Origin of the sequence: Streptomyces sp. NBC_00557 (genome assembly GCF_036345995.1) — a bacterium.
Classification (GTDB): Bacteria; Actinomycetota; Actinomycetes; order Streptomycetales; family Streptomycetaceae; genus Streptomyces.
In genome coordinates this window covers 8,227,262-8,240,861 of record NZ_CP107796.1, presented here as the reverse complement: position 1 = coordinate 8,240,861, position 13,600 = coordinate 8,227,262, and the positions used below count along the sequence as shown (strand labels likewise).

At 69.0% G+C, this 13,600-nt stretch carries 12 protein-coding genes and 2 pseudogenes; 7 read left to right on the top strand and 7 right to left on the bottom strand.

Annotation, left to right across the window (positions count from 1 at the left end; translation table 11 throughout):
- Nucleotides 1-15: 15 nt before the first annotated feature.
- On the bottom strand, nucleotides 16-306 hold the full coding sequence (locus OG956_RS36720) for a hypothetical protein (RefSeq protein ID WP_330342338.1): 291 nt from the start codon (nucleotides 304-306) through the stop codon (nucleotides 16-18).
- 392 nt (nucleotides 307-698) lie between these two features.
- Between OG956_RS36720 and OG956_RS36715 the strand changes: the two genes are divergently transcribed.
- The gene (locus OG956_RS36715; RefSeq protein WP_330342337.1) at nucleotides 699-1,091 is read left to right on the top strand and encodes a DUF2267 domain-containing protein; all 393 of its coding nucleotides are present in this window, start codon (nucleotides 699-701) and stop codon (nucleotides 1,089-1,091) included.
- Between the two features lie 206 nt (nucleotides 1,092-1,297).
- On the opposite strand, the gene OG956_RS36710 is transcribed toward OG956_RS36715, so the two are convergent.
- Nucleotides 1,298-1,480 carry a hypothetical protein gene (locus OG956_RS36710; RefSeq protein ID WP_330343065.1) on the bottom strand — a complete coding sequence of 61 codons (183 nt, stop codon included), beginning with the start codon at nucleotides 1,478-1,480 and terminating at the stop codon, nucleotides 1,298-1,300.
- A 232-nt stretch (nucleotides 1,481-1,712) separates the two neighbouring features.
- Nucleotides 1,713-2,414, bottom strand: a complete 702-nt coding sequence (locus OG956_RS36705) for a hypothetical protein (RefSeq protein WP_330342336.1) — start codon at nucleotides 2,412-2,414, stop codon at nucleotides 1,713-1,715.
- Between the two features lie 871 nt (nucleotides 2,415-3,285).
- Here OG956_RS36705 and OG956_RS36700 point away from each other — a divergent pair.
- Nucleotides 3,286-3,550: pseudogene (locus OG956_RS36700) on the top strand (hypothetical protein); the annotation flags it as partial.
- Between the two features lie 623 nt (nucleotides 3,551-4,173).
- Entirely contained in the window at nucleotides 4,174-5,016 is an 843-nt protein-coding gene (locus tag OG956_RS36695) for an aminoglycoside phosphotransferase family protein (RefSeq protein ID WP_330343043.1), read from the top strand.
- A gap of 112 nt (nucleotides 5,017-5,128) precedes the next feature.
- On the opposite strand, the gene OG956_RS36690 is transcribed toward OG956_RS36695, so the two are convergent.
- Nucleotides 5,129-6,493 (bottom strand): FAD-binding oxidoreductase, encoded by a 1,365-nt coding sequence (locus OG956_RS36690; protein ID WP_330342335.1) that lies wholly within the window; start codon nucleotides 6,491-6,493, stop codon nucleotides 5,129-5,131.
- Nucleotides 6,494-6,526: 33 nt separating this feature from the next.
- Nucleotides 6,527-7,093 carry a nucleoside deaminase gene (locus OG956_RS36685; RefSeq protein ID WP_330342334.1) on the bottom strand — a complete coding sequence of 189 codons (567 nt, stop codon included), beginning with the start codon at nucleotides 7,091-7,093 and terminating at the stop codon, nucleotides 6,527-6,529.
- Between the two features lie 95 nt (nucleotides 7,094-7,188).
- On the opposite strand from OG956_RS36685, the gene OG956_RS36680 reads away from it, so the two are divergent.
- Nucleotides 7,189-8,154, top strand: coding sequence for an antibiotic biosynthesis monooxygenase (locus OG956_RS36680; protein ID WP_330342333.1), 966 nt, complete (start codon nucleotides 7,189-7,191; stop codon nucleotides 8,152-8,154).
- 340 nt (nucleotides 8,155-8,494) lie between these two features.
- Here the strand turns inward: OG956_RS36680 and OG956_RS36675 are convergent.
- Nucleotides 8,495-8,671: pseudogene (locus OG956_RS36675) on the bottom strand (transposase); the annotation flags it as partial.
- Between the two features lie 146 nt (nucleotides 8,672-8,817).
- Between OG956_RS36675 and OG956_RS36670 the strand changes: the two are divergent.
- From OG956_RS36670 to OG956_RS36660, 3 genes are all read left to right on the top strand, one after another.
- Complete coding sequence (locus OG956_RS36670; protein WP_330342332.1) at nucleotides 8,818-9,579, top strand: maleylpyruvate isomerase family mycothiol-dependent enzyme; 762 nt, start codon at nucleotides 8,818-8,820, stop codon at nucleotides 9,577-9,579.
- Between the two features lie 676 nt (nucleotides 9,580-10,255).
- The gene (locus tag OG956_RS36665; protein WP_330342331.1) at nucleotides 10,256-10,537 is read left to right on the top strand and encodes a hypothetical protein; all 282 of its coding nucleotides are present in this window, start codon (nucleotides 10,256-10,258) and stop codon (nucleotides 10,535-10,537) included.
- 424 nt (nucleotides 10,538-10,961) lie between these two features.
- A complete protein-coding gene (locus OG956_RS36660; RefSeq protein WP_330342330.1) occupies nucleotides 10,962-12,275 on the top strand; it encodes an FAD-dependent monooxygenase in 1,314 nt (437 codons plus the stop codon).
- Between the two features lie 608 nt (nucleotides 12,276-12,883).
- Here OG956_RS36660 and OG956_RS36655 read toward each other — a convergent pair.
- Nucleotides 12,884-13,435 carry a hypothetical protein gene (locus OG956_RS36655; protein WP_330342329.1) on the bottom strand — a complete coding sequence of 184 codons (552 nt, stop codon included), beginning with the start codon at nucleotides 13,433-13,435 and terminating at the stop codon, nucleotides 12,884-12,886.
- Between the last annotated feature and the right edge of the window lie 165 nt (nucleotides 13,436-13,600).

Sequence of the window (13,600 nt, the reverse complement as noted above, 5' to 3'; positions counted from 1 at the left end):
CGAACCGCCGTGAACTTACCTCAAACGCGCCGCCAGCCAGCAGCCGAGGCCAGTCGTGCCGCCGCCATCAACGTCCTGACCCGCAACAGCTGACTGCAGATGATCGGGCTGCGGCAGCAGGAGGCGTTGCGGGTGTTCCGCGGTCGCCTGCACCTCGGTGTGCAGACGAGCGTTGTCGACGTGCAGAGCGACACGGTGGGCCAGATCCTCCACCAGCGCCAGATCATCCTCGGCATACGGCCGCTCGCTGCCGCTGCGGGCCTGCCCATGCGACAGGCGGCGGCGCAGGCCTTCGGCAGCGCGCAACCAGCCCGACAGCGGGCGCTGGGCAACCGTCGTGTGCTGACGCAGCCGGGTCAGCCCGGCGTCCAGCCCGTTGGTGTACAGCAGGACGGTGGAGCGCGCCGGCAGTGCGACGATGGCCCGGCTGCGGGGACGGTTGGGGGGTCGACGCCCAGGAGCAGGTCGTGGTTGCCATTCAGGGACCGGGTGTCTCCCTCATCGTGACCAGCAGCGGAGGCAGGTGGCCGGCGATGGAACGGCAGGGGCGACGCCATCCCGGTGGCAGTGCGCCCTGGCAGACAAGCCGCCCTTGCCTGTCGCGCGGAGCTGACACGGCTCGCTCTCACCTGGGTACCCGGGAGCAGGGCATCGCATCCGATGCCTCGACATGGCAGACAAGCGGAGGTGACGAGACGATGCAGCACCACGAGTTCCTCGCTCGCGTACGCGAGCTCGGCGAATACGACAGCCAGGACGAAGCCGCGAAGGTCACCGAAGCGGTGCTGAGCGTGCTGGCCCAGCGCATCAGCCCGGGCGAGGTCGAGGACCTGGCCTCCCAGCTGCCCGGGCCGCTCGGCCAGACGCTGGCTGCGGCCAAGTCGGAGCAGGCCGAGAGCTTCGGGATCGAGGAGTTCTGCCGCAGGGTGGCCGACCGCACCGGCGCCCGGCCGCGCACCGCGGAATGGGACGCCAGCGCGGTCCTGACCACCCTCGCCGGCGCGATCAGCGGCGGGGAGCTGAACCAGATCCTCAGCCAGCTTCCCTCCGGCTACGCCGTCCTGTTCGGCAAAGCCGATCTGGCCAGCTGAAACACACCCCAGCTGGCCCACGCCGACACCAGGCGACGGGCGACGGGCGACTGGGCCCACTGCCCCTCTCCCCCGCACCCCCGCTCGAGGGAGTACAGCCTTCACTGCGCCTGCAGGATGATCGCAGTTTCGGCGTCGACGCGCAGCAGGTGCGGCAGCCGGTCCAGCGCCTGAAGGGCTCGCAGCCGAGCCAGAAGGCAGTTTCGTTACCGGCGGCCGGTGCCCGCGGGTGGCAGCCGCAGGGCCAGCAGGGCGACGTCGTCGCCCGCATGCTCCTCACCCGGCCCAACAACCTCAAAGCCGAACATCACGATCTCCTGGCCCGGCTCACCGGCGCCTGCCTCGAGATACCCCAACCAGCGTTCTCGAAGAGCACGCTGCGTCACCACCGAATGTGAGACTGGGCCGTTCGTTTGACAGACCCGAAGCAATTTCGGTGAGGACTTTGCCTGGGACCGGCGCAGCTCTCACCCGCGCTGATGGTCCGCAGACGTCCGCTTGCTCGCCGTTGTGCGTGGGCGTTGCCACTCAGGTGGACACTCAGGCTTCCTGGCCGGAGGACGCCGGCTCAATTCCGGTGAGCCGGCGTCCTCCAGCATGCGGATCAGGCGGTTGCTAGCTTCAGCCCTCGCCGAATCCGCCGCCTTCGCCGAATCCGCCGCCCTCATTCCCGTGGCGGCAGATGACGCGGAAGCTGGCGATGACTCCGTTCCTGACCTTCACGCCGTCCTCGCGATCCTCGTGGTGCTCGCCCCTCTCGTGGCGACCCTTCTCGTGGTGCTCGCCCTTCTCGTGGTGCTCGCCCCTCTCGTGGTGCTCGCCCTTCTCGTGGTGCTCGCCCCTCTCGTGGTGCTCGCGCTCCTCGCAGTTCTCGTGCTCGTGCTCGTCCTCGTCCTTGAACCTCGGGCAGACGCCGTCGGCGGAGCTGTGGGGGCCGACGACGGCGATGGGGGCACCGTTGTCGCAGACGGCCCCGCGGAAGACCTCGACCACGTTGCGGCTGTCGTTGCGGATGTTGAGGGTCTTGGCACCCAGGCCGCTGACGACGGTGATACAGCCGTCGGGGCGGCCGGAGTATTCGCGCTCGTTGATGAAGACCCTGCCCTCGAAGTGGGGGCGGAACTCCCTTCCTTCTCTTCCTTCGTTGCCCTTGCCTTCGTTGTTGTTGGTGCTGGGACCGCCGAGCGGTGCCCCCATGGCAGCCGCCGGGGCTGACTGGGGAACCGGCGCTGAGACGGCCGAGGCGTAGGTGATACCAGTCGCGGTCAGTGCCGCGGCGGCCGCGACGGCCGTGGTGATCTTGCGGGAATGGGTCATGAACATGTCGCGTGTTCTCTCTCTGAGAATGAAGACAGCAGCGCCCGCTGTGGCAGCCGGTGCGTGATTGAACGTACTAACGCCCCCTATCGCTGTCATATCGAGCAAATCGGAATCCCGGCTTCGTGGGGCCGATCGGGTATGCGGAGGCCCTCTACACCACTCAGAAGTAGAGCTGGTGAGCCATCAAAGTCCTTCCCTCCAGAAGAAGTTGAGTCGCAGTTAGCCCTTGCAGGTGATCTTCCGGCGCCTAGTCACCCTGCGGTGGGGGTGGGTTGCCGGGAAACACGAGCGAGTCGCTGCTTGACATGTGTCCTGTCGTAAGTTCAAAGGAGACCACGTGAACGGTGACTGTCCGGCGGGGGCGGCAGCGCGCAAGCCACCGAGGCACCGGCTTGGCGGCACGCCGCCGTCGCCTCCCACCGACCCTCGGTGGACGGCCAGGCCCAGGCGGCGAGGCCCGGAGACCAGGCTGGTACCTTCCCGGCGGCCCGTGTCCAGGGTTGCGGCCGGCCTTTCCGCTCAGAAAGCCGGCCGCAACCGTTTACGACGCCTCCGACCGCCTGGCAGCACCGGCCGCACCATCACCATCTTCCGACATCTGTGACCTTCGCCCTCGGCCCCCACACAAGGCCAGGCGCGTGTCCCACATGCCGGGAAGTCGTTGAGTACGGCATCGCGCCATGAACATCCGGCCCTGGGCGCGCGAGCCTTCGTGGAGGCCCGGGAACCACCACCTGGCCCCGGCCCTCACCCAGGTATCCCGCGGGTGTCCGCGTCGCGCTCCAGAGTCACCACTTCCGAGCGATGGCCCATGACCAGCAGCCACGCGATCATTCGCACCCGACGCCTACAGCCTTGCCCCGTGGAAGAAACCATGACCGAGCACCTGGACGGCCCTGACGACCGGCAATGCCGTCCCGACGGCCTGAGCGACAAGACGGTCGAGGCGCTCGGCGGGCCGTCCAAGGCGCTGGAGACCACCGAGCGGGCCAGAGGCCGCCTGTACGACTTCCACCAGCTGACCGGCACTGCCGACTTCCAGCTCGACCGCACGGTGGAACTCCTGCACCAGCGGGCCACCCCGAAGGGCCGAAACGGTCCGTACGCAGATCCTGGGCCGCAACGTCGTTCCCGGACACTGAACGTTCCAGATCGTCGAGGCCTACAACGACTCACCGCTCGCCCGGACGCTGCTGCTCGGACGGTACGACAAAGGCCGCCTTCAATACGTCGGCCGCACCACCACCCTGGCCCGGGCGGCGGGTGTCACGGTCTTCCTGACCCAAGCTGCTGAGCCTGGCGCGGACTTCGACAGGACGGAGCATCACTGGGCGCCCGCTCGCCACTTCGCCGCCAAACCCGCAGCGACTGACCGGGTGCGGCGGTTCAGCCGACGGGCGATGACGCTGATCGTCCAGCGCCGGTGGTACCCCGGCGCTGCGGAAGGAGACGACGAGCCCGTCGATCGCCTTCCGATAGTGCCGCCACCGGCCACAACGACCGATGCTGACGGGCAGAAATGGCCGTAGCCGCTCCCACTCGGCATCCGTTAGATCGCCTCGCCCCCGTGTCCGCACCAACGACCCGGACACGGACTGGTCACATGATCGGTCGAATAAATCCCAGGGCCTGTGCGGGTCCTGTTTTGCGATGCCGAGCGCCGGATCCGGGTCTGGGCTCCGAATGATGTCCACGGAAGACATCGGGAGCGTCGCTGGTGTCTGCAGACGCGTATGCGCACTCAACGACGAGTGAGAACGGTATGGAACCATTACAACTCCGCCGAGCAGTTGCGGCAGCACGGGCAACCGCTTCGGAGCTGGGCCTTCAGGTCGACGATGCCATCGTCATCCACAACTCGGACCGCGTCGCGCTGCGCTTGATCCCTTGCGATGTTCTCGTTCGGGTCGCGCCTTCGGGGCATCTGGCGGGTTCCGAGTTCGAAGTGGAGGTTGCTCGCCGTCTCGCCGACGTCGACGCACCGGTGGCTGAGCTCGATCCTCGGGTCGAGGCCCGAGTCCAGGTGCGTGACGCCTTCGCCATCTCGTTCTGGACCTACTACGAACCTGTGGGATCAGAGATCACGCCGACCGACTATGCAAACATCCTCATGCGGCACCATTTCGCCCTGCGCCGGATCGATCTGGACGCACCGCATTTCACCGATCGAGTCGCCGCGGCACTGAGAGAGGTGAACGACCGGGAGCAGTCCCCCGAGCTACCTGATGCTGACCGGGAACTCCTCAGCAACACACTCAGTGGGCTGAGTGCCACGATCAGCACCGACGAGACCGGCGACCAGTTGTTGCACGGCGAGCCGCATCCGGGCAACCTCCTCAACACGAAAAGAGGGCCGCTTTTCGCAGACCTCGCCACCTGCTGCCGTGGGCCGATCGAGTTCGACCTCGCCCATGCCCCCGAAGAAGCGGGAGAGCACTATGCGGGGGCCGACCACGACCTGATTCAGCGGTGCCGCGCCCTGAACTGGGCGATGTTCTCGGCCTGGCGCTGGCGCCGAGACGACCAAATGCCCGACCGAGCCCACTGGAGAGTGGAGGGACTCAACCGGCTTCGAGCAGCACTCGATCGCTGCGCGCCGGCCTGAACTGGAGAAAGTGCTGCCGGGTCCCGATGTGCGGCACCGTGTGCGGCGTCGGCCGCCCTGGCCTGGACTTCGCCCGGCGGGCCGCCAACCGCGTCGCCGACTTCACTCGGCTTCAGGCGGACAGGTAGGAGCAGAAGAGGCCCTGCGGGTCGTACGCGGCCCGCAGGGCTTCCAGGCGCTGCCAGTCGGCGGGGGTGAACGAGCGCCGGGCGCGGCACGGGTCGGCAGTCAGGTCCGCCTCGGCGATGTAGTGCCCGGTTCCGTACGGCTCCACGGTGCGCATGGTCTCGCGCAGCCAGCGGACGTTGTCGTCGTCGTCCGATGGGGCGTCCCAGATGGCATAGGGCACGACATAGCTGTCGCCGAGTACGGAAAAGGCCATGCTCCGCGCCACCGTCTCCTGCCGGGACACCGGTGAGACGGGTGCCAGCACGATGGACTTGCGGGAGGGGGCGGCGGTGAGCGCCTCGCCCATCGCCGCAAGGAGCGAGGCGTAGTCCAGGTGCGACCACAGCGTGTCGGCTGCGTAGCGGTGCCGTTCAGGCCACAGGCAGGCCGCTGCGTCGTACAGAGCACCAAGAGACGAGGGTTCGTCAACGCGTCGGGACAGCGCCTGGTCGCCGAGCGGCACGTCGTGCAGCGGCGCCAGGTCGCGGACGGCCTGGGGGCGCGAGTCGGCGAACGCGGTGGCGCTCACCGTCACGGTGACGGCTGTCCGGGATGCGTCGCCGGCGGCGAGGACGAAGGACACCTCGACGTTCGCCGGAAGCTCAGGTGCCGTCTCGGTCACCCAGCCGGCCACCGGGCCGACCGCCGTGAGAGGAAAGACGTAGGAGGTGGTGGCGAGTGCACCCGGGAACGGATGCAGGCGCAGGCGGAAGGCGGTGACGACGGCGAAGAAGCCGGGGCCGGCTCCACGCGCCGCCCAGAACAGGCCGGGGTGCTCGTCCTCGCTGCACCGGACCACCTCGCCGTCGGCCGTCACGGCGGTGATCTCCTCGACGGCGGCGCAGCCCGGCCCCCACAGCCGGGAGTTCCAGCCGAGGCCGCCGCTGAGGAGATAGCCTCCCAGCGCCACCGAGGGGCAGTGGCCCGCCGCGAAGCCGAGACCGCGCCGGGCGAGTTCGAGAGCGAACCGGCTGCCGATGACGCCGGGTTGCACGGTCGCCGTCGCGGAGTCGGCGTCGATCCGCCGCCGGTTGAGCCCGGAGAGGTCCAGCAGCAGAGTTCCGTCCCGCAGGGGTGAACCGCACCAGCTGTGGCCCCCGGCTCGAACGGCGACCCGCAAACCGCGCGAGCGGGCCAGCCTGAGGGCTTCCGGGACATCCCGCTCGCCGGCGGCCCGCACGATCACCTCGGGGTACCGCTGCGGCTTCAGCTCGTTCCACAACTCGCCGGCGCGGCAGGTCTCGTAGCCCGGGTCACCTCTGCGGATGACTGCGCCCTCAAGTGATGCCGGCCGGCCGGGTGCGCTCATGACGGTGCCGAGCTGCCGGGGCGGCTTTCGTCGTCAGTACGGATGCCGGTCGGGTTTGTGCGACCATGCCGCGTACGCCTTGGCACCCAGCTCCGGATAGATCTGCTCGACGTGGATCCGCCGCTTGTCCAGGGGCTTTTGGAAGTCCTCGTACTGGAAGGCATCGTCGAAGCCGATCTCTCGGGTGGCGTCCAGATCGCAGGCGAAGTAGACCGCGTCGATACGCGACCAGTAGATGGCGCTCATACACATCGGACACGGCGCGCCGCTGATGTAGATCGAGCACCCCTGGAGCATCCGGGCTCGCTCCGGCACGGGGTCGGGGGATCCCTCCGGGCGCGGTACGTATGCCAGGGTGCCCTCGTTCTGGTGGTCCGGGGGAATGGTGGGCGCCTGGGGGTTGAGGATCTGAGCGGCTTTCCGGATCGCCTCCACCTCGGCGTGCGCCGTCGGGTCACCGGTGAGCAGCACGCGGTTCTGACCACGGGAGACGATCTCGCCGTCCTGCGTGATGACGGCGCCGAACGGGCCACCCCAGGCCTGCTCGACCGACTCGGTCGCCAGCCGTACTGCCTCGGCCAGGAATTCCTTTTGGCCCATGGGAAACCTCCGTCCGACGCAACGAGAGCAGTTGCGAAGAATTCCGGTTTGTTATTTTTTGCGAGTAATGTCCGCCTGGAACTAGGCTACTCCGTATGAGTGCCGGTGCAAACCGTGAGCCCGGCGGGGCCGGGGCCACAGTCGTGACCTGTCAGAAGGTCCGCAGCGGCCGGGAGGAGGACTACCGGCGCTGGCAGGAGAGCGTTGACCGGGCCGTGCGGGAGCAGGACGGGTTTGAGGGCACGGAGCTCTATCCCCCGTCCTCCGATGCCGAGAACGAATGGGTCGTGGTGTTCCGCTTCTCCCGCGTCGACCAACTCCGCGCGTGGTTGGGGTCGGCCACCCACCGCGACCTGCTCGCCCGAGGCCGCCCACTGTTCGAGGAGCCCCCCACTCAGGAGGTGCTCAGCGGCGGGGCGCCAGCCCAGGACGTGGTGACGGCGGTCATCTCCCATGACGTCAAGACAGGGCGGGAAGAGGACTTCGCGCGCTGGCAGGAGAAGATCCTCAAGGCCCAGGAGCGGTTTGCCGGATTCATGGGGTCGGAGCTGTTCGCGCCGGTGGAAGGCGTCCAGGACCGATGGGTCGTCGTCTTCCGGTTCGACACCCGCGAACACCTTGACCAGTGGCTGGAGTCGGACATCCGCAGGAAACTCCTGGACGAGGGCCGCAAGTACTTCGCCGGCTACGACGTGCGCAAGGTCGACTCCGCCTTCAGCGGCTGGTTCCGTTTCGGGTCGGAGGCACGCGACGAGATGCCGCCCGGCTGGAAGCAGGCCATGACCGTCCTCCTCGCGCTCTACCCCACCGTGATGGTGCTCAACCTGACAGTGGGCAGCGCGCTGACCCACGCCGGTGTCGCCGGATACCTCGGCCTGTTCATCGGCAACGTGCTGAGCGTGTCGATTCTGACCTGGCTGCTGATGCCCTTGGTCAACCGCGTCCTCGCCTTCTGGCTGCTGCCCGACCGGGCGCTCGGCCGCCGCACCCAGCTGGCGGGCACCGCGCTGATACTGGCCTGCTACGCGGCCCTGATCGCCCTCTTCAGCCTCACCGCCTGAAGGGTGGCCGCTGGGCGGCCACCGATGCCACGTCAGGAAGCAGCGCAGTGTGGCGTGCAGTCGGCGGGCGGCGCGGTGTCACCCGAGTGGCCGCGACGGCCCCCAACCGCATGGCAGGAACTCGACGCCGCTGTCACAGCACATCCTGACCGATTCATCGGCTTCCCCTTCATCAGGCTCGATCTGCCCGCCGGGCAGATCGCCGCGGATGCCGAACAAGCGACCAGGAGTTCCTGGGGGCGCTGCAGGTGGCAGTCGAGGAACCGCACGCCGTCCTGGAAGGGCCTCTTCCCCGCGACAACAGCGGTAGCCGCGCCGCGAAGCGAACCTGCCGGCGGTGCAGCTGGGTCAACAGCACCTGGTGCAGCCGGTCCCACACCCTGGCCTCGTGCGAGTCCCCCAGCCGGCGCCAGCACGTCATCGCGGACCCGAAGCCGCGCTCCGGCAGCCACTCCCACTGGATCCCGGTGTGCAGCGCGAACAGGATGCCCTGCACGTAACCACGGTCGTCAGTGGCAGCCTCTTCCCCATGACTCGTTCAACGAGCCAGTCACGAAGGGGATATGACTACGACCAGGCTTTCTATCAGGTGCTCCAACTCCCGCAGCTGACGACCTGGAAAATAGGGTGCAGTCGGCTGAGCTGGGGTGATAGGCAAGCGATGTGACAGAGAGTCTTGAGTATTCCGCCCTGCTGCAACTGATCGACGAGCGGTCGGCCGCGTTCCGCAGTGCGGTTGCCGCCGCGCCCAGCCTTGACGCGCCGGTGCCGTCCTGCCCCGAGTGGACGTTGTTCGATCTGGTGCAGCACCTGGGTACGGGCCAGCGCTGGTGGGCCGCGATCGTCGCCGCGGGCCCGGCCGAGGCTCCGCCGGCCAAGCATGCCGCAGAGGTGCCGCGCGAGCTCGAGGCGCTGCTGGCCTGGTACGCCGAGTCGAACGCGCTGCTGCTGAGTGCGCTGCGCGAGGCTGGCCCGGAGCGCGAGTGCTGGACGTGGTGGCGCGCCGGCGTGTCGCCGGCGAATGCCTGGGGCGTTGCCCGGCGCCGGGTGCACGAGGTGCTGGTGCACACCTACGACGCCCAGCTCGCCGCAGGCGCCGTGCAGCCGATGCCGGTGGACGTCGCGATCGACGGCGTGGCCGAGTTTCTCGACACCTGCAACTCCACCCCGGCGGCCTGGCCGCACGAGGCCGCAACCATCCACTACCACGCCACCGAGGACCGCTCCTGGCTCCTCTCGCTGGACGGCACCGGCGCCTGGCCCGCACCCCTCACGGACGACGCCGCGCCCGCCTCCGCTTCGGCCACGGGCACGGCCGAGCAGCTGCTCCTCTTCGTCTGGGGCCGCCTCACGCTGAGCGACCTGAAGATCGTGGGCGACCAGCAGGTGTTCGAGCAGCTGATCGCCTGGGAGCCCGAGGAGTAGCCAGTCAGATCCTTTCATGAGCTCTTGCTCGCCCACGCCGTGCGTGGTCCACGTAGGGCCGAGACGCGGACCTGCAGAAACCCCCGGCGGCGTCGCCTCGAGTGGGCCGACTGCGGCTTTGGGCGCTCGGCGGCGACCTGACCACGCAACTCATAGGCTAGGGCCTCGCCTAGGGCAGGAGTGTGCCCGCTCGGCCTCGGCGCCGGCGTCTTCGTGGCACAGGGCGGTCATCGGTTCGCTGAACTGACGCGGCATCAGACCGAGGAGGGTCCGCGCCCTCAGGCATGGGTGTGACCTTGGCCTTGAGTGCTTGGCTGCGTGGGCGGGTTGCGTGTTGAGGATGACGAGACGGGCTCCTCGTCCGCGGGTTCAAGTCTCAGGCATCTCGCCGGCAACGGAAGTCAGGCTCATGTCGTAGCGAAGCTCCCAGCGGCGGTGACCGTCCGGCTGGTCTACGGGGCCGGCGTCTCGAGGGGCCCGTCCCAGGGCCGGCAGGACTGTCACGGGGCTGAGCACCGGGCTGGCCTGCGCCGGACGCGGACCTTTTATCAAGATCATTCTTGAGTGTCAAGTCGCGTCATTCAGTGGCATGACGACGCACAGCCCGGTTGGGCTTACTCGAAACACGACCTCACCGATCCGGGGTGAGGCTCATCCACCGGAAGAAGGACAGATCGTGTTTCGAACGAAGAAGAAGATCGCCAAGGTCGCGGCCATCACCGTAGCCGCCGCAGGTGCCCTCCTGGGCGGCGGCGCCGCCGCGCAGGCCGCACCCGCCACGACCCACGCCGACACCGTGGCAAGCGTCAGCAGCTGGGGCGGCTGGGGCGACGACGGCTGGGGTCACCACGGTGGCTGGGGCGGCTGGGGCGATGACGGCTGGTGTCACCACGGCGGCTGGGGCGACTGGGGTGGCTGGGGGGACTGCGGTGGCTGGGGGGACTGCGGCTGGGGGTAGCCGGCCCGGCGCGTGCAGGACCCACGCTGCCCTGACTCCCGCAGCATTCCAAGGCGGCGCCTGACCGGCCACGAGGAGACCCCGGTCAGATCGCCAAGGCCCGGGCGTGGGTGCGGCAGACGCACCTCAGGTGTGAGATCGCCGCACCCGCGCGCCCGGTGCCGGGCACAGGCCCGGCCCCCTTCTGTGCCCTCGGGCGCGCACCGACCCCCAGGCGCCAGGACTCAGCCCACCGAGTCAACCCAGACACTCAGCCCAGGAAGAGGAACCCATGCGACCGCTACTCCAAGGACCCGACCGGCAGGGGACGCCGGCCGGGACCGCCCTTCCGCCGCTGGGCGGCCCCAACCCGGCACAGACCGCGCACCAGGGTGCCGCAGCCGCGACGCGGCCGCCCGGCCGCGCAGCCAGAACGGGACACCCCATGAAGATCGTGTGCGTCGGCGGTGGACCCGGCGCGTTGTACTTCGCGATCGCAGCCAAGCGCCGGGATGCCGGCCATGACATCACCGTCATCGAACGCGACCCGCCGGGGGCCACCTACGGCTGGGGCGTGGGGTTTGGGGAAGACCTGCTCGACCACCTCTACCGCAACGACCCCGACAGCGCCCAGGCGGTACGTGCGGCCTCGGCCCTGTGGCAAGACCAGGAGGTCCGCCGCGGGGATCAGGCCGCGTATCTGGGCCGGTACGGCTACAGCATCGCCCGCGCCACCCTGCTCGACATCCTCACCCGACGGGCGACCGAGCTGGGGGTGGACGTCCAGCACCGCCGCAAGGTCGACGACCTTGCCGAGCTGGCCGACGCCGACTTGATCGTCGCCTGCGACGGGGCCAACAGCCGGGTGCGCCAGTTGCACGGCGACCACTTCGGCACCCGCCTGGAAGTCGGCCGCAACCCCTACATATGGCTGGGCACCGACAAGGTGTTGCCCCGCTTCACCTTCGCCTTCGAACCGACCCCGGCCGGGTGGATCTGGTTCTACGCCTACCCCTCGAGCGCGGAAATCAGCACATGCGTCGTCGAGTGCGCCCCAGAGACCTGGCGGGGGCTGGGGCTCGATACGCTCGACACCCCCGACGGTGTGCGGTTGCTGGAACAGATCTTCGCCTCCGCTCTGGACGGCCACGCCCTGTTGGGCCAGTCCCGGGGGGAGCCGGCACGCTGGCAGCACTTCGCCGAGGTACGCAACGCCACGTGGTGCCACGACAACGTGGTGCTGCTGGGGGATGCCGCTCACACCACCCACTACACCCTGGGCTCGGGCACCCGGCTGGCGCTGCTGGATGCGATCGAGCTCGCGCACAGCCTGTATACGGAGGCGGAGCTGTCTGCCGCTGTGCAGGCCTACGACGAGCGCCGCCGGGCCGCGCTCCATCCCGTGCAGGCCGCGGCCCGCACGAGCATGGCCTGGTTCGAGCATCTCGACCATTACCTTGAGCAGGATCTGGTGGACTTCGCCTACGCGATGTCGATGCGGCAGGGGGCCCAAGCGCCGTGGCGCTACCAGTTGCACAGGGCCACCCAGGTCCCGGTACTGCGCCGGGTACGACGGGAAGCCGGCAGGGGCCTGCGGAGGTATCTGGCGCTGCGGCGCGGATACGGCCCTCGGCACGGGCGGCGCCACCAGGAGGGCGACGACCACGGCGGCCCTGGCCGCACCGGCGGGGCACCAGTAGTGACGGCGCCGGACACGGCATCTCCGGCAATCTCGACCACTGCGCTTGTCGAGCCGTGATTCCTCATTCCCCGGCGATTTTCGGCCGGGGAGACTCGATGCAAAAACCCCGGAGGACACGAACCCCACCGCGGTGCTTTTCCTCATCCCTCGCGATGCGGCCGGCCCGGCGCACGACGAACACTCACCAACCCGTGTGCCGGGCCGAAGACCCTGCACCCCGGAAAGAAGAAAGCCATGAGCACTCACCGATGCACACATCACCCGGTGCCCGCGGCGGCCGCACCTGCCCAGGGCTTGCCACCGAGACAGCCCAGGCCGGCACCCCGTTCCCGGTTCTGCTACACCGCTCTCGCTGCCCCCGCCGTCGTCTTGGCCAAAATCTGAGCACGCCGATTATCGGCAATGAGGGACTGTCGCGGCTGGTCGAGCTGACCGGCAGCTGCGGCGACCGAGCTGTCTTCGACCTTCGGCAGCCAGCCCCTCATCATCCAGAGGAAATCTGCTTTTCAAGCGCTGTTCCTGCACCGGTCTCATTCGCCGGCGGGGTCTGCCTGACGACCGGTCCGGCGGTTCGCCCGTAATGTCCTTGGCCGGTGAAGGACGGGTCGCGTGACGCGGCGGCTGCGCCGGGCGCCACGGGCCCGGAGGCTGCTGGGTGTCCTCCTTCATGGTCCTCGTCGGGGTGGTGGCCGGGTCGAGGGTGGCAGCTGGCAGGCGGCCGAGCCGACTTCAGCTGGTGGTGAACGCCGATGCCCAGGGCCAGGTGGGCTCGATGCGCACGTGGCGACGGCGAGCGTCGCGGCCAGGCGGGCCGGCAGGCGCTTGAGACGGAACCGCTTGGCGTCCTGTTCGGCGTCGGCCAGGTCCTCGCTGTCGTGCAGGGCCAGCAGACCCAGCCAGGTCTCGAGGTCGCAGGCGAGGTCCGCGGCGAGCATCCATGCCGCATCGATGTGCCATGACTGTGAGGGCAGGTTGCGCAGGCCCATGGACTTGCTGGTGCGGATGCGGGCTTCGACCTCGGCGTGGTCGCGGCGCAGGGCGTCGAGGACCGGCTTTGGCAGGAGCCGGCGGTGCCCCGCAGGGGCCGGAATGTTCCTCGCCGTCATCGAGTAGCGCCAGCCGGTCCTCTCCTCGAAGCCGGTCAGCCCCTTCAGCTGCCGACTCGAGGGCTTGACGCGGCGGACGATCAGTCGCCTGCGCTCCGGCCCCCCTCGCAAGGGTTCAGGCCGGTCACTCTGCTGCCTGACACCCGCCTTGAAGCTCGCCGCGAAGTGTCAGCGAGGTTTCCCACGCGCCGGCGGGCTCGTCTCCCCGGCGCCGTTGTGCTCCGCCGGCGCCACACACTCGCCGGCCGGCAGGAGCAGGTAGACACCGTCGAGGAC

Coding starts and splice junctions, on each gene's coding strand:
- OG956_RS36715 (WP_330342337.1), top strand. CDS start 699: ATGCAGCACCACGAGTTCCTCGCTCGCGTACGCGAGCTCGGCGAATAC.
- OG956_RS36705 (WP_330342336.1), bottom strand. CDS start 2,414: ATGTTCATGACCCATTCCCGCAAGATCACCACGGCCGTCGCGGCCGCC.
- OG956_RS36695 (WP_330343043.1), top strand. CDS start 4,174: ATGGAACCATTACAACTCCGCCGAGCAGTTGCGGCAGCACGGGCAACC.
- OG956_RS36690 (WP_330342335.1), bottom strand. CDS start 6,493: ATGAGCGCACCCGGCCGGCCGGCATCACTTGAGGGCGCAGTCATCCGC.
- OG956_RS36685 (WP_330342334.1), bottom strand. CDS start 7,093: ATGGGCCAAAAGGAATTCCTGGCCGAGGCAGTACGGCTGGCGACCGAG.
- OG956_RS36680 (WP_330342333.1), top strand. CDS start 7,189: ATGAGTGCCGGTGCAAACCGTGAGCCCGGCGGGGCCGGGGCCACAGTC.
- OG956_RS36660 (WP_330342330.1), top strand. CDS start 10,962: ATGAAGATCGTGTGCGTCGGCGGTGGACCCGGCGCGTTGTACTTCGCG.